Raw genomic sequence first — 15,190 nt, forward strand, 5'->3', positions numbered from 1 at the left:
AGTTGCACGGATTGCAACATACAGGTTTTCAATGATCGAAAATAAAACGGCAGCCGCACGGCTCCTGCTCCGCGATAAAGGCAAGGTCGAAACGTTAACAGACGGGATTATTCCCCAGGGAAAATTATCTGGCGTTTCAGCGTTTTAAAACCGCGGCCTGAATCAGTCTCTCAATCGCCAAAGCATCCTCGAGAGGTATAACCACACGTGTCGCGCTGATAGATCACAATATCTGCATTATTTCTTTTTTAGCATTCCCTGAGCACAAAAATTACGTTAACGCAGTCATCGCCTCCCAAGGCATGACATTGAAATCATTCAAAATGGAACCAATACCATGACCGACGCGATATCTACGGTATCGCCGACGGCTGACAATTCGAACGTTGTAAAGACAAATTCGCCTGCACGAGTTCTCACTGCCAGTCTGGTCGGCACGACCATCGAGTTTTTCGACTTCTACGTTTACGCCACGGCCGCAGTGCTCGTGTTCCCCACCTTGTTCTTCCCGAACAGTGACCCGATGACGGCGCTTCTGGCGTCCTTCGCCACCTTCTCCATCGCCTTTTTCGCCCGCCCGCTGGGCGCTGTGGTCTTCGGCCACTATGGCGACCGTGTCGGCCGCAAGACCACCCTTGTCGCCGCTCTACTCACGATGGGCGTCTCCACCGTCGTGATCGGCCTCCTGCCATCCTATGAGACCGCCGGCGTTCTGGCCCCGCTGCTGCTCGCGCTTTGCCGCTTCGGCCAGGGTTTCGGCCTCGGTGGCGAATGGGGCGGCGCCGTCCTGCTCGCCACGGAAAACGCACCTCCGGGTAAGCGTAGCTGGTACGGCATGTTCCCGCAGCTCGGCGCACCCGTTGGCCTGTTCCTTTCGTCCGGCGTGTTCTGGATCCTGCTGCACTTCATGTCTCAGGAAGCGCTTTTGAGCTGGGGCTGGCGCATTCCCTTCGTCGCCTCGATCATCCTGATCGCGGTCGGCATGTGGGTTCGCCTGTCGATCACCGAAACGCCCGACTTCCAGAAGGCAATCGAAAAGGAAGAGCGCGTGGCCGTGCCGGTTGCGGAACTGTTCCGCAACCACAAGCGCAGCCTCGTGCTCGGCACCTTCGTGGCGCTGGCCACCTTCGTGCTCTTCTACATCGGCACCGCCTATCTGCTGTCCTACAACGTCAAGGTTCTGAAAATCCCGTTCCTCGACGCGCTGGAAGTGCAGATCCTCGGTTCCATCGTTTTCGGCATCTTCATTCCGATCGCCGGCAAGCTCGCCGAAAAATTCGGTCGTCGTGAAATCCTGATCATCACGACGGTGCTGATCGGCCTGTTCTCCTTCCTGCTGCCCGGCCTGATGTCCGGTGGCGAAGGCTCGATCTTCGTCTTTGCTGCTCTGGCGATGATGCTGATGGGCATGACCTACGGCCTGATTGGAACAGCGCTTGCCGCGCCCTTCCCGACCCGGGTGCGCTACACCGGCTCGTCCATCACCTTCAACATGGCCGGCATTTTCGGCGCATCGCTGGCGCCTTACATCGCCACATGGCTGCAGGTGAATTACGGCATGGGTTATGTCGGTTACTATCTCTGTGTATCGGCGCTCATCACGCTCGCCTGCATCCTTATGTCCCGCAAGGACGAAGTCTGATCTGAGATGCTCAACGACAAAAGCCCGCGAAACCTTCGTTTCGCGGGCTTTTGTCTGTCAATTTCTGCTTAAGCCACCGACTGACGCCGCTCGACATGGCCCACCATGCAGACGCGATTGCGTCCGCCATCCTTTGCCCGATAAAGCGCAAGATCGGCATTGTGCATGACCTTGTCGAAAATTTCGGCGTCGCCGCGAAAAGCGACACCAATCGAAATCGTCACCGTGATCCGAAGGCCTTGATGCTCCACCGGCGTCGCCGCGACGGCTGCGCGCACCCTCTCGCACATCTGCAGGAAGGCCAGCCGGTTGGTCTCCTGGACGACCACAAATTCCTCGCCGCCCAGGCGCGCGACATGCGCTGGAGGATCGAAATGCTCCCTTATCCGGCGCGCAACACTTGAAATGACGAGATCGCCGACGAGATGGCTGTGCCTGTCATTCACCGATTTGAAATGATCGATATCGAGAAAGGCGACGCAGTAGTCGCTGCCGAGTTTATCACATGCCGCATAAAGGCCGAGCCGGTTGCTGAGGCCAGTCAGGGCGTCCGTATGGCTCAGATGCAGAAAGCGCTCGTGGGATTGCACGAGAATTTGCACTTCCCTCGCATTCAGCCAGCAGACCAGCAATGTCACCGTAAACGCCACAGCCCCGCCAAGTGTCACAGCCAACATGATCCCGTTGAAGAGATCGGTCACGAGCCCGAACTGCGCAAGAAGCGTCAGGCCACCCGTGCACATCAGAATAACAATGAGCGTGACGAGACACGCAACACGAATGGAGAATTCCATCGGCTGGAGCCGCCGCCGACCCTCGAGCGTCGCGACCGAAAAACTCATCATCTCGATCGTTTTTTTCCAAAGACCCAACATCATGCTCAAGGGCACCTAGATCACATATTTCTGTTAGCACTACCTAATAAAAAACAATATAAAATTCAAAAACCGAGACCTCGCCCAGGCCGATCAAGTATTTAACCTAAAAGATATAGTAAAAAACATTGATCGACCGTTACGATACACGCAACAGTCGATCAAAAGCAAATTTTCTTGTAATATGCAGTATTCACCGAGGTTTATGCCCCGAGGAACGGCTCCACTTCACGACCCGGCATGAAGAGGCCGAGGCGCTTGATTTCCCATTCCAGCCGGATGCCCGACTTCTCGAACACGCGCTTGCGGATGGTTTCGCCGAGATATTCCAGATCGTAACCGGTCGCATGGCCGGTATTGATCATGAAATTGCAATGCAGCGACGACATCTGCGCGCCGCCAATAACCAGACCGCGACCGCCCGCCTCATCGATCAGTTCCCACGCGGAATGACCTTCGGGATTCTTGAAGGTGGAACCACCGGTCTGTTCGCGGATCGGCTGCACTGTTTCGCGGTGGTGGCGCACAGCATCCATATCGGCGCGGATTTTCGCCTTGTCTTCCGGATAACCCTCAAACAACGCGCCGGTAAAGATCAGGTCCTTGTCGGCGTCGGAATGGCGATAGCTATAGCCCATATCCGCGTTGGAAAGCACATGCTGGTTGCCCTGACGGTCGACCGCATAGACCTCCACAACACGTTCGCGCGTCTCGCCGCCATTGGCGCCGGCATTCATGCGCAGCGCACCACCGATGGAGCCGGGAATGCCATAATAGAAATGGAAGCCGCCAATGCCATTGTCCATGGCCATGGCCGCAATATGCTTGTCCGGGCAGATCGCGCCCGCCTTGATGCGGTTTTCACCGGCAAGCTCCACCTGGCCGAACCCCTTGGCCGACAGACGGACGACAACGCCCGGAATGCCGCCATCACGCACCAGAAGGTTCGAGCCGACGCCGACCACGGTCAAGGGCACGTCTTCCGGCAGAATTTTCAGGAAGGCGATCAGATCGTCCGTATCGTGCGGCTGGAACATGACTTCAGCAAGACCGCCGGCTCTGAACCACGTCACGCGGTCCATGGGCGCATCCGGTGTCAGACGTCCCCGCAATTCCTTTACCCCGTCGCCGAGCCTCCCCAGCAATTTAACCCCATCGACCTGTCTCATTCAGACTTTCCTGATATGCTCTTCAATTCCGAAGGCAGTACTGCTGCCCATTGCGTGATATTTCCAGCCCCCAAGAGAACCACGAAATCACCCGGATTCGCAATGCCTGTCACCACTGAGGCGAGATCTTCCCGTTTCTCGAGAAAACGGGCGTCCCGGTGGCCGGCGGCCTTGATGGCCGAAACCAGCGCTTCCGAGCTTGCGCCCTCGATCGGATCTTCGCCCGCGGCATAGACCGGAGCAAGGATAATCGTGTCGGCATCGTTAAAACAATGCGCGAAATCGTCGAACAGGCTGGAAAGGCGGCTGTATCGGTGCGGCTGGTGCACGGCGATGATACGGCCCTTGCACGCCTCCCGCGCCGCCTTCAGCACAGCTTTGATCTCCACCGGATGGTGACCGTAGTCGTCAAAAACCTGCACCCCATTGGCTTCGCCCGTCAGCGTGAAGCGCCGCTTGACGCCGCCGAAGGAGGCAAGGCCCTTCTTGATGTCGGCTTCCGAAATGCCGAGACGATTGGCAACGGCAATCGCCGCCGTCGCATTCGACACATTATGGCGGCCGGGCATCGGCAGGACGAGGTCCTTGAAGGAGAAAATCTTACCGGTGCGGCGACGGCGGATTTCCACGTCGAACACCGAGCGCGTGCCGTCGATGCGCACATTCGAAAAACGCACGTCGGCCTGCGGGTTTTCGCCGTAGGTGATGACTTTGCGGTCCTCGATCCGGCCGACCAGCGCCTGCACTTCGGGATGATCGAGGCACATGACACCGAAACCGTAGAACGGCACGTTCTCGACGAACTGTCGGAAAGCCGCGCGCACGGCATCGAAATTTCCATAATGATCCAGATGCTCGGGATCGATATTGGTGATGACGGCCACATCGGCGGGGAGTTTCAGGAAGGTGCCGTCGGATTCGTCCGCTTCCACCACCATCCACTCACCCTCGCCCATGCGGGCATTGGTGCCATAGGCATTGATGATACCGCCATTGATAACGGTCGGATCGAGATTGCCAGCTTCCAGCAGCGTCGCGACCATGGAGGTGGTCGTGGTCTTGCCATGGGTGCCGCCAATGGCGATGGCATTACGGAAACGCATCAGTTCGGCCAGCATTTCGGCCCGGCGAACGATCGGCAGATGCTTTTCACGCGCCGCGATCAGTTCCGGATTGTTCTTCTTGATGGCGGTGGAAACGACCACCACCTCGGCATCGCCGATATTGTCAGCCGTGTGACCGACAAAAACCTCGATGCCCTTGTCGCGCAGGCGCTGCACATTGGCGCTTTCGGCCTGATCCGACCCTTGCACGCGATGGCCGAGATTGTGAAGCACTTCGGCAATGCCGCTCATGCCGATCCCGCCTATGCCGATGAAATGCACAAGGCCTATGGCTTTCGGCATCTTCATGCCCCAACTCCTTCATTCTTCTTCTTGAATTCCTGTACGGACCGGCCTTCGGCAATCGCCTCCACCAGATCGGCCAGCACATCCGCCGCGTGGGGCTTGCCGGTCGCCTTGGCCGCTGCTGCCGTTGCCGAAAGACGATCCGGCTCGGCAAGCGCCGACGACAGCAGGCTGGAAAGCTTCTGCGGCGACAGGTCCGCCTGCTTGATGACGCTTGCCCCGCCCGCCGCCGAAAGTGCGGCCGCATTGGCCGCCTGATCATGGTCCAGCGCATGGGGATAGGGCACTAGAATCGATGGTCGGCCGATCACCGAAAGCTCCGATACCGTCGAGGCGCCCGAGCGACTGATGACGAGATCGGCCTCACCGATGCGCGAGGCCATGTCGCCGAAGAAGGGCGAAACGTCAGCCTTCACACCGAGCTTCTGATAGGAGGCGATGACGCTGTCCTTGTCTTCGGGGCGCGCCTGCTGGGTCACGACGATACGTTTGCGCTGCTCATCCTTCATCAGGCAGATCGCCGCCGGAACGGCGCTGGAAAAGAACTGCGCGCCCTGGCTGCCGCCGAAAACCACAAGCTGGAAAGTCTCGTCCGTCTGTGAGGGCGTATAGGGTATCTCCGATGCCGCCAGCACCGCCGGGCGCACCGGATTGCCTGTTGCCACCGTCTTGTCGGAATATTGGCCGTTGGCGGGCGGCAGGAAACCGCCGGCAATCGCCTTCACGCGTCCGGCGAGCGCCTTGTTGGCGCGGCCCATCACCGCATTCTGCTCGTGAATGATCGAGGGAACGCCAAGTCCGGTGGAGGCCAGAAGCGGCGGCACGGTCGGATAACCGCCGAAACCGACAACCGCGACCGGCTTCAGTTTCGTCACCAGCCGGCGGGCGGCACGCAGGCCCACCCATAGCTTCCAGAGCGAACGCACGACCGAAATCGGGTTCTTCGACCCGATGGTGGCCGATGGCACCACATGAATTTCATCCGCCGGAAACTTGCCGGCATAACGTTCTGCGCGGCTGTCGGTGACGAGATGCACCTGATAACCGCGCGCCTTCAGCGTATGCGCCAAGGCCTCTGCCGGAAACACATGGCCGCCGGTTCCCCCGGCGGCAAGCAGAACAATACCCTTGCTCATGATCGTTTACTCCGCAGGAACGCCGGAACCGACACGGAAGAAGCTGCGCTCCTGCGCCCGCTTTTCAGGTCTGTGGCGTGTCAGCGCCAGAAGGAAACCGGCGGTCACGCAGATCGCCATCATCGACGAACCACCATAGGAAATCAGCGGCAAAGTCATACCCTTGGCGGGCATCAGCTCCAGATTGACGCCGATATTGATCATCGATTGCATGCCGATCTGCAGCACAAGGCCGGCCACGGCAAAGCGGCAGAAATCGTCCTTCTCCTTGAAGGCGTGCGACAGGCCACGCAGCACGATGAAGGCAAAGATGGCGACGAGAAACATGCAGAAAACGATGCCGAATTCTTCCGCCGCCACCGAGAAGATGAAGTCGGTATGGCTATCGGGAATGATGCGCTTGACGATGCCCTCGCCCGGTCCGCGCCCGAACCAGTCACCGCGGATGATCGCTTCGCGCGCCGTGTCCACCTGGAACGTGTCGCCCTCTCCCGTCCAGAATCGGTCGATACGGCCCGCGACGTGCGGCAACATGAGATAGGCTGTAATAATGCCGCCGACACCGAGGCCGCCGAGCATGATGATCCAGAACCACGGCACGCCCGCCATGAAGAACATGCCGCCCCAGACCACCGATGTCAGGATCGTCTGACCGAAGTCCGGCTGGGCGATCAGAAGTGCAGCTACGATGCCGAAAGTGATGATGGCGAAGAGATTGCCGGGAATTTCCGGATGGCGCGCCCGCTCCGCAAAGAGCCAGGCGCAGACGATGACGAAGGCCGGCTTCATGAATTCCGAAGGCTGGATCGAGAAGCTGCCGATGGAAATCCAGCGCCTCGCGCCCTTGACCTCGATGCCGAAGAACAGCGCGAAGATCATCATCAGCAGCGACGCGATCAGCATGATGACCGCCACACGGCGCACCTGGCGCGGTGACAGGAAGGAAAGGCCGACCATGATCGCCAGCGACGGCACCATAAACATCGCCTGACGCTCAACGAAGAAGAAGCTGTTGAGACCGATGCGCTCGGCAACCGCCGGCGACGCCGCAAAGGATAGCATCAGCCCGATGCCCATCAGCGCGATGAACGCCGCCAGAAAGAAACGGTCGATGGTCCAGAACCATTCCGCGACCGGACCGCGATCAACTCGGCTTACCATGGCCTCAGCCCCCTTTTCCAGAGTGAACGAGCATCGTCATGCCATCGAGCGCCGCAACCTGCGCGACAAACGAATCACCTCTGATTTCAAAGTTCTTATATTGATCGAAGCTTGCGCAAGCCGGAGATAACATCACGATATTGCCGGCTGTCGCGTCTTTTTCCGCATCCGCCGCCGCATGCTGCACCGCCTTGTCCAGCGTGCCGGATATTTCGTACGGCACCGCTTCGCCGAGCGTCGCTGCAAATTCCGCCGCCGCCTCGCCGATCAGATAGGCCTTGGCGATGCGCGGAAACAGGGGCGCAAGGCTGGCAATACCGCCGGCCTTCGGCAGACCGCCCGCAATCCAGTAGATGCGTTCATAGCTCGACAAGGCCGGTGCTGCCGCATCGGCATTGGTGGCCTTGCTGTCATTGACGAAAGTGACATTGCCGCGCCGGCCCACCGGCTGCATGCGATGTTTTAGGCCGGGGAAGGACTTGAGACCGGCACGAACCTCATCTTCGGAAACACCGACTGCAAGGCAGGCCGCAATTGCCGCCGCCGCATTCTGCGCATTGTGGCTGCCGCGCAGGGTCTGGATACCATCAAGATAGACCAGCAACGAAGACGTGCCGCCATGAGCACGTAAGATGCGGCTGCCTTCGGCATAAAGACCTTCGGAAACGACATTGCGCTTGGAAATGCGCTCGACCTTCACACCAGCACGCTCGATACGGTCGGCAATCAGCGTCGAATAGCTGTCGTCAACACCGACGATGGCAGTGCCGCTGCCGGCAACCAGCCGTTCCTTGACGTCGGCATAGTGCTGCATCGTACCGTGCCGGTCGAGATGATCAGGCGTCAGATTGAGCAGGATACCGGCGGTCGGATTGATCGTCGGCGCCAGATCGATCTGATAGGACGAGCATTCCACCACGTAGAAACGTTGTGCCTTTGGCGGATCGAGGCTCAGCACCGCCGTACCGATATTGCCGCCGAGCTGCGTATCGCGACCGGCCGATTTCAGAATATGTGCGATCAGCGCCGTGGTGGTCGACTTGCCGTTGGTGCCGGTAATCGCGATGAAGGGACAATCCGGCGCATGAGCGCGACGCTCACGGACGAATAGCTCGATATCACCGATGATCTCGACGCCGGCAGCTTTCGCAATATCCACTGACCAGTGTGGCTTCGGATGAGTGAGCGGCACGCCCGGTGCCAGCACGAAGGAGGAGAAACTCGACCAGTCTATCGTTCGAAGATCCGCCGTCTTGATGCCCTCGGCCTGCGCCTTGGCGACGCTGTCGGGATTGTCGTCGAAAGCCACGACATCAGCACCGCCGGCTACCAGCGCCCGCGCGGTGACGAGGCCCGAACCGCCAAGCCCGAAGAGAGCGACCTTCTTACCCCTAAACGACGTGACCGGGATCATCGCTCACCTCAGCTTCAGGGTGGCGAGGCCGAGCAGCGCAAGGCCCACGGAGATGATCCAGAAACGGATGACCACCTGGCTTTCCGTCCAGCCTTTTTTCTCGAAATGGTGATGGATCGGCGCCATCAGGAAAACGCGTCTGCCGGTGCGCTTGAACCAGAAGACCTGGATGATGACCGACAGCGTTTCCATGACGAACAGACCACCGACGATGATCATGACGATCTCGTGCTTGGTGGCGACGGCGATGGAGCCGATGAGACCGCCAAGCGCCAAAGAACCCGTATCACCCATGAAAATGGCGGCGGGCGGCGCATTGAACCAGAGGAAGCCGAGGCCCGCGCCGATGACGGCACCGACGATGACGGCGAGTTCACCCGTGCCGGGCACGAAATTGATCTGCAGGTAATTGGCAAAAACCGCGTTACCGGCGAGATAGGCGATCACGCCGAAGGTGGCGGCAGCGATCATGACCGGCACGATGGCGAGACCATCGAGACCATCGGTGAGGTTCACCGCATTGCCCGCGCCGACGATGACGAAAGCACCGAACAGCACGAAGAAATAACCGAGATTGATCACGAATTCCTTGAAGAAGGGAAAGGCGATGGAGCTGCCGAGCGTGCCGCCATGCGGTGCGGAGGCAAGCGCCATCTTCATCATGAAGAACACGGCAATCGCCGCGATCAGGAATTCGATGCCGAGACGGGCCTTGCCGGAGAAACCCTTGTCGCTCTGCTTCGTCACTTTCAGATAATCGTCGTAAAAGCCGATGGCGCCGAACCCGAGCGTCACCATCAGAACGGCAACGACATAGACATTCGACAGGTCACCCCAGAGCAGCGAACCGCCGAGAATGCCGGCGAGGATCATCAAGCCACCCATGGTCGGCGTGCCGGCCTTCTTGAAATGCGTCTGCGGTCCGTCGGCGCGGATCGGCTGGCCCTTGCCCTGGCGCACGCGCAGCGAGTTGATGATCGCCGGTCCGAACAGGAAGACGATCAACGCAGAGGTGAACATTGCAGCACCCGCCCGGAAGGTGATGTACCGGAACAGGTTGAAGATTTGAATTTTATCCGACAGTTCGACGAGCCAGATCAGCATAATTGCCCTTTCAAAAGGCTATTTCAGACTTGGCGTTCCGTCTCGGGGAATGCCGGATACTTGTCAAGCAGAGCGGCGACAATCTTGCCGAAACCGAGCCCAAGTGACGATTTTACCATCAGCGCGTCTCCCGGTTGCACCCATTGCAGGGCGAAATCGGTGAGCTCGGCCGTCGTCGGGAACCAGATGACGGTGACGCTGTCCGGCAACGCGTCGCGCAATGCGGCCATCGCCTCTCCCGCAAGCCAGACATGTTCGATGCCGGCCGCGAGCAATGGTCCGGCCAGTTCCTCATGCAGCTGCGCCGAAAACTCGCCCATCTCCAGCATGTCGCCTAAAACAGCAACGCGACGACCATGGCCCTGCGTCGGCGTTTCCGCCAGCACGGCAATCGACGCCCGCATGGAGGCGGGATTGGCGTTATAGCTTTCATCGATCAGCAGGAAGGAGCCGCCGTTGATCTGAAGGTGGTGACGCTGGCCGCGCCCCTTCACGGCCTCAAGCGATCCAAGCACCTCGAAGGCGCGATCAAGATTGGCGCCCGTGATCGCCACGGCGCCGAGCACCGCCATCGCATTGTCTGCAATATGCCGGCCGGGAATGTTGAGATGCAGCTCGCTGGTTTCACCATTGAGGATCGCCCAGATCGTCGAGCCCGTTGTCGTGCTCTCGAAGTCTGCAAGGCGGAAATCGGCCTTGGCGTGCTGGCCGAAGGTGAGGATATGTTCGATACCCTGTTCCTGCGCCGCCTCTTCCAGCTGTTCGAACTGGGCGTTATCGCGGTTGAGGATGACCGAACCACCTTCTTCCACGCCTTCGAAAATCTCCGCCTTGGCGGCGGCGATCTCTTCGATATTCTTGAAATTGCCGAGATGGGCTGCCGCGATGGTGGTGATGATCGCCACATGCGGGCGCACCATCTTCACCAGCGGCCGGATTTCGCCGGAATGGTTCATGCCGATTTCGAACACGCCGAATTCCGTATCGGCAGGCATGCGTGCGAGCGTCAGCGGCACGCCCCAATGGTTGTTGAAGGACGCCACCGCCGCATGCACCCGCCCCGAAGGGGCCAGAGCCTGCCGCAGCATTTCCTTGGTCGTTGTCTTGCCCACCGAACCGGTCACCGCGATGATGCGCGCCGACGTTCTTTCGCGCGCGGCAAGGGCAAGCTTGCCAAGGGCTGCGAGCACATCTTCCACCACGATCATCGGCACGGTCAGACGACCGAGCGCCGGCAGCTTGGCTTCGGCAACGACCAGAAGTCCTGCCCCATTCGCAACCGCGAAACTCGTATAGTCGTGACCGTCCACCCGATCACCCTTGATGGCGAAGAACGCTTCGCCCGATTTGACCGTCCGGCTGTCGATGGAAATGCCGGTGATTCCGGTCGGCAGGTTGCCCACGGGGCGTCCTGCCGTGATGGCGATCATGTCGGCGACTGTCCATAACCAGCTCAAATCTTCGATCCTTCCAGCCCTGCCAGTGCAGCGCGCACCTGTTCATGATCGGAAAAAGGCAGCGTTACGGAACCGACGATCTGCCCCTCTTCATGCCCCTTGCCTGCGACGATCAGCGTATCGCCATGCGAAAGCAGCGACACCGCATGGCGGATAGCGTCCGCCCTGTCGCCGATTTCCAATGCGCCGGGTGCTGCCGCCATGACTTCGGAACGGATCGTTGCAGCATCTTCCGAACGCGGATTGTCGTCGGTGACAATGACGATGTCGGAAAGCCGCGTCGCCACCTCGCCCATGATCGGTCGCTTGCCCTTGTCGCGGTCACCGCCGCAGCCGAAAACGGTGATGATGCGGCCGGAGGTGAAGGGCCGCACCGAGGTCAGCACGTTCTCCAGCGCATCGGGCTTATGAGCGTAATCCACATAGGCAAGCGCGCCGTTCTTCGTCTGGCCCACGAGTTCCAAACGACCGGCGGCGCCGATCAGCTTTTCAAGCGCCTTCAGCGCCGTTGCCGCGGGAACACCCGTGGACATGGCGAGACCGGCGGCGACCAGCGCGTTGGCCACCTGGAAATCACCCGCGAGCGGGATGTCGACTTCATGGATCACACCGTCATGATGCACTTCGACCATCTGCTTGTGGCGGAAATGCTCGACCCGCTTCAAAGTGAGATACTGGCCGTTGCGACCGACGGTGCGGACATCGAGACCTGCTTCCTGCGCTGCCCGGATCGCCTTGTCCGACCATGGGTCGTCGGCGAAGATCACGGCGGGAGCCCCTTTTTCCATCAGCGTATCGAAAAGCCGCATCTTCGCGGCCATGTAATCCTCGACGGTCGGATGGTAATCCATGTGATCGCGGCCAAGATTGGTGAAGCCGGCGGCAAATAGGTGGACGCCATCAAGGCGGCGCTGGTCAAGACCGTGGCTGGACGCTTCCATCGCAGCATGGGTGACGCCCTCGTCCGCAAGCTCGGCCAGAAGCGCATGCAGCGTCACCGGATCGGGCGTCGTCAGCGCGCCGTAATCCTCGCGGCCAGGAGCAATGACGCCGGTCGTGCCGATCTGGGCTGCGGCATGGCCGGCGAAAGCCCAGATTTGCCGTACAAAGGAAGCAACCGAGGTCTTTCCTGCGGTACCGGTAACGGCGACCATTATTTCCGGTTGTTTTCCATAAAAGCGGGAAGCGGCATGGGAGAGATAAAGGCGTGGGTCGGTTACGATCAGAACCGGCACGTCGGCTTCCACCGCGTGCCCGGAAACAACGGCAACGACCCCCTTGGCAACCGCGTCCTTCACATAGGTCGTACCATCGGCCTTGGTGCCAGAAACCGCAACGAACAGGCTGCCCGGCGCAGCCTTGCGGCTGTCTGCGGTGATCCCCCCGATTTCAATCGCCCCGATCTTAGACAGGAGCAATTCCTTCAATTCCGGAAACGCATTTCCGGATATATCTCGCAAATTCATCGACTGTGTCCGTCTTGTCCCCCCGGCGCGAATCGCCGGAACATCATAAGCTAACAATCAATAAGACACGAGCAAGGCCGAGCCATCCTTGCCGAACTTCGGCTTCACGCCCAGTACGGCCGCCGTGCGACTGATGATATCGTGCACCATCGGGGCTGCAGACGTGCCGGCGAGCGCCGCGCCATTGCCCTTGTCCGTCTTCGGCTCGTCGATGAACGACAGCACGACATATTGCGGATCGTCCATTGGAAAGGCCGACAGGAAGGCGTTGAAGTTCTTGTCGTGCACGTAGCGGCCGTTGACGACCTTGTCGGCCGTACCGGTCTTGCCGCCGACGTTGAAACCATCGACACGCGCATTGCGGCCGGAACCGTTGACGCCGTTCCATTCGAAGAGGAAGCGCATATCCTTGCTGGCGCCAGGCTTCAACACCTGCTTTGCCACCTGATCCGCCTGTTCACGGGTGCGCGGCAGGAAGGTCGGTTCGATCAGTTTACCGCCATTGACGAGTGCCGCACCGGCAACCGCCGTCTGCAACGGCGTCGTGGAAACGCCATGGCCGAAGGAAATGGTGATGGAATTGATCTTCTTCCATTCGCGCGGCTGCGATGGCATCGCCACTTCTGGCAGTTCGGTGTGCATGCGGGTGAGAAGACCAAGCCGCGTCAGGAATTCCTTGTGACCTTCGGTGCCAACAGTGTCGGCGATTTTCGCCGTACCGATGTTGGATGAATACTGAAAGATTTCCGGCACCGAGAGCATGCGGCCCTTGCCGTGGAAGTCCTTGATGGTGAAGCCGCCGATGCGGATCGGATAACGCGCATCGAAAGTGTCACCGAGATGGACACGGCCCGAATCGAGGCCCATGGCAATGGTGAAGGACTTGAAGGTGGAACCCATCTCGAACGTGCCGTTCGACATGCGGTTGAGCCAGCCTTCCTTGGCGCCTTCGGCCGGGTTGTTCGGATCGTAGTCCGGCACGGAGGCCATGGCGAGAACCTCGCCAGTATGCACATCCAGAACCACAGCGCCTGCGCCGATCGCACGAAATTTGGCAATGGCGGCGGTTACAACTTCACGCACGATGGACTGCACGCGCAGATCTATCGAAAGCTTCACCGGCTCCAGCGGCTGGTCGCTGGTCATGCCGAGCGCCGTCAGATCGGCCAGGCCCTGGCTATCGACGTAACGTTCCATGCCGGCAACGCCGCGATTGTCGATATTGACGTGGCCGACGACATGGGCGGCGGTCGGCCCGCCGGGATAAAAACGGCGCTTTTCCGGGCGGAAGCCGATGCCGGGAATGCCGAGCGCAAGGATCTGGCTCTGCTGCTTCGGCGTCAGTTGGCGGCGCAGCCACTGGAAACGCGAGTTGGAGGTAAGCTTCTGATAGGTGCTGCGCTGGTCGAGATCCGGCAGGACGGTGCGCAGCTTCTCGATGGCCTCGTCGATATCGACAATGCGATGCGGCTCGGCAAACAGCGAGACGGTGCGAATATCGGTGGCCAGCACCTCGCCGTTGCGGTCGAGAAGATCGGGACGCGACGCCATCAGCCGGTCTGCGGGCGCGATGCTCGATACCGTTTCCTGTTCCGCCATGCCATATTGCACGAGACGGCCGCCGACGACGGCGTAAAATGCGACGAAACCAAAAATGAGAAGGCCGACGCGGCTTTTTGCCTGCGCCGCGCGCTTCTTGCGCGCGCCTTCAAACGCCGCATGGTCGGTATGGATACCGGTGGTGCTGGCTGAAAAATGAGCCTTGCTCTTCAAAACCATGACGCGGGAGAGAAAAGACATCAGCGGTTCACCGATCCTGTTATGGTTTCATCCATATCGCCGGATTCATCGCCGGCGGCGGAAGCGACCGGCACAGGCGCCGGCGCCGGACGTGAAACGCGCGCACGGGGCGTGGGCACTGGAACGCCGTTTACGGCAATCTGGCCTGCGGGCGGCGATTTGGGCTTGGAAGCGCTACCCAGCGTGGCCCCCGGCTTCGAGCCGTTGACAGCGGCGGCGATGACATCCTCGACGCTCATTCCTTCAGGCTCGGGCGGCTGCGGCAATTGCGAGCGCAGCATCGGCAGTTCACGCGGCTGTGCCAATTGCGTCGGCAGGGTCGGCGAAAGACCAAGTTCGTCCTGATAGGCATTCACGAGCCGGTGCAAACGGTTCGGCTGCGTCAGCAGCGCCCAGTCGGCCCGCAGGAGATCGATCGTATCTTTCTCAAGCTTGATCTCGGCCTCCAGCTTGCGGACCTCTTCAAGCTTCAGATCGGCCTTGTGCTTGATCGAATAGGTCACGACCGCCGCAGCGACCATGACCCCCATCAAGATGACATCGAAAGTGCGCAGCAT

General features: G+C 59.9%; 12 protein-coding genes. 1 reads left to right on the top strand and 11 read right to left on the bottom strand.

The window, feature by feature from the left end; all coding sequences use genetic code 11:
* The first annotated feature begins 337 nt into the window (after window positions 1–337).
* On the top strand, window positions 338–1,642 hold the full coding sequence (locus tag O9X91_RS04655; RefSeq protein WP_077981678.1) for an MFS transporter: 1,305 nt from the start codon (window positions 338–340) through the stop codon (window positions 1,640–1,642).
* A 68-nt stretch (window positions 1,643–1,710) separates the two neighbouring features.
* Here O9X91_RS04655 and O9X91_RS04660 read toward each other — a convergent pair whose 3' ends face one another.
* From O9X91_RS04660 to ftsL, 11 genes are all read right to left on the bottom strand, one after another.
* Window positions 1,711–2,520 (bottom strand): GGDEF domain-containing protein, encoded by an 810-nt coding sequence (locus O9X91_RS04660; RefSeq protein ID WP_269833415.1) that lies wholly within the window; start codon window positions 2,518–2,520, stop codon window positions 1,711–1,713.
* Window positions 2,521–2,720: 200 nt separating this feature from the next.
* A complete protein-coding gene (gene murB / locus O9X91_RS04665) occupies window positions 2,721–3,686 on the bottom strand; it encodes a UDP-N-acetylmuramate dehydrogenase (protein WP_269833414.1) in 966 nt (321 codons plus the stop codon).
* A complete protein-coding gene (gene murC / locus O9X91_RS04670) occupies window positions 3,683–5,098 on the bottom strand; it encodes a UDP-N-acetylmuramate--L-alanine ligase (protein ID WP_077981675.1) in 1,416 nt (471 codons plus the stop codon). The genes murB and murC overlap by 4 nt, the downstream gene beginning before the upstream one ends.
* Window positions 5,095–6,231, bottom strand: a complete 1,137-nt coding sequence (gene murG, locus O9X91_RS04675; protein WP_269833413.1) for an undecaprenyldiphospho-muramoylpentapeptide beta-N-acetylglucosaminyltransferase — start codon at window positions 6,229–6,231, stop codon at window positions 5,095–5,097. Before murG ends, murC begins: the two co-directional genes overlap by 4 nt.
* Before the next feature lie 6 nt (window positions 6,232–6,237).
* Window positions 6,238–7,392 (bottom strand): putative lipid II flippase FtsW, encoded by a 1,155-nt coding sequence (gene ftsW, locus O9X91_RS04680; RefSeq protein ID WP_191217554.1) that lies wholly within the window; start codon window positions 7,390–7,392, stop codon window positions 6,238–6,240.
* Between the two features lie 4 nt (window positions 7,393–7,396).
* Window positions 7,397–8,806 carry a UDP-N-acetylmuramoyl-L-alanine--D-glutamate ligase gene (murD, locus tag O9X91_RS04685; protein WP_269833412.1) on the bottom strand — a complete coding sequence of 470 codons (1,410 nt, stop codon included), beginning with the start codon at window positions 8,804–8,806 and terminating at the stop codon, window positions 7,397–7,399.
* Window positions 8,807–8,809: 3 nt separating this feature from the next.
* Window positions 8,810–9,910, bottom strand: coding sequence for a phospho-N-acetylmuramoyl-pentapeptide-transferase (mraY, locus tag O9X91_RS04690; RefSeq protein WP_142911620.1), 1,101 nt, complete (start codon window positions 9,908–9,910; stop codon window positions 8,810–8,812).
* Between the two features lie 23 nt (window positions 9,911–9,933).
* Entirely contained in the window at window positions 9,934–11,367 is a 1,434-nt protein-coding gene (locus tag O9X91_RS04695) for a UDP-N-acetylmuramoylalanyl-D-glutamyl-2,6-diaminopimelate--D-alanyl-D-alanine ligase (RefSeq protein ID WP_077981671.1), read from the bottom strand.
* Window positions 11,364–12,833 (bottom strand): UDP-N-acetylmuramoyl-L-alanyl-D-glutamate--2,6-diaminopimelate ligase, encoded by a 1,470-nt coding sequence (locus tag O9X91_RS04700; RefSeq protein ID WP_142911622.1) that lies wholly within the window; start codon window positions 12,831–12,833, stop codon window positions 11,364–11,366. Before O9X91_RS04700 ends, O9X91_RS04695 begins: the two co-directional genes overlap by 4 nt.
* Window positions 12,834–12,890: 57 nt before the next feature.
* A complete protein-coding gene (locus tag O9X91_RS04705) occupies window positions 12,891–14,633 on the bottom strand; it encodes a peptidoglycan D,D-transpeptidase FtsI family protein (protein ID WP_077981669.1) in 1,743 nt (580 codons plus the stop codon).
* Window positions 14,633–15,190, bottom strand: a complete 558-nt coding sequence (ftsL, locus tag O9X91_RS04710) for a cell division protein FtsL (RefSeq protein WP_142911623.1) — start codon at window positions 15,188–15,190, stop codon at window positions 14,633–14,635. The genes O9X91_RS04705 and ftsL overlap by 1 nt, the downstream gene beginning before the upstream one ends.

Source organism: Agrobacterium salinitolerans (assembly GCF_027498475.1).
In the GTDB taxonomy this organism is placed as follows: Bacteria; Pseudomonadota; Alphaproteobacteria; order Rhizobiales; family Rhizobiaceae; genus Agrobacterium; species Agrobacterium salinitolerans.

What these genes read in the sequence shown, in the direction of transcription:
- O9X91_RS04655 (WP_077981678.1), top strand. Translation starts at nt 338, where the DNA reads ATGACCGACGCGATATCTACGGTATCGCCGACGGCTGACAATTCGAAC.
- O9X91_RS04660 (WP_269833415.1), bottom strand. Translation starts at nt 2,520, where the DNA reads ATGATGTTGGGTCTTTGGAAAAAAACGATCGAGATGATGAGTTTTTCG.
- murB (WP_269833414.1), bottom strand. Translation starts at nt 3,686, where the DNA reads ATGAGACAGGTCGATGGGGTTAAATTGCTGGGGAGGCTCGGCGACGGG.
- murC (WP_077981675.1), bottom strand. Translation starts at nt 5,098, where the DNA reads ATGAAGATGCCGAAAGCCATAGGCCTTGTGCATTTCATCGGCATAGGC.
- murG (WP_269833413.1), bottom strand. Translation starts at nt 6,231, where the DNA reads ATGAGCAAGGGTATTGTTCTGCTTGCCGCCGGGGGAACCGGCGGCCAT.
- ftsW (WP_191217554.1), bottom strand. Translation starts at nt 7,392, where the DNA reads ATGGTAAGCCGAGTTGATCGCGGTCCGGTCGCGGAATGGTTCTGGACC.
- murD (WP_269833412.1), bottom strand. Translation starts at nt 8,806, where the DNA reads ATGATCCCGGTCACGTCGTTTAGGGGTAAGAAGGTCGCTCTCTTCGGG.
- mraY (WP_142911620.1), bottom strand. Translation starts at nt 9,910, where the DNA reads ATGCTGATCTGGCTCGTCGAACTGTCGGATAAAATTCAAATCTTCAAC.
- O9X91_RS04700 (WP_142911622.1), bottom strand. Translation starts at nt 12,833, where the DNA reads ATGAATTTGCGAGATATATCCGGAAATGCGTTTCCGGAATTGAAGGAA.
- O9X91_RS04705 (WP_077981669.1), bottom strand. Translation starts at nt 14,633, where the DNA reads ATGTCTTTTCTCTCCCGCGTCATGGTTTTGAAGAGCAAGGCTCATTTT.
- ftsL (WP_142911623.1), bottom strand. Translation starts at nt 15,190, where the DNA reads ATGCTGCGCACTTTCGATGTCATCTTGATGGGGGTCATGGTCGCTGCG.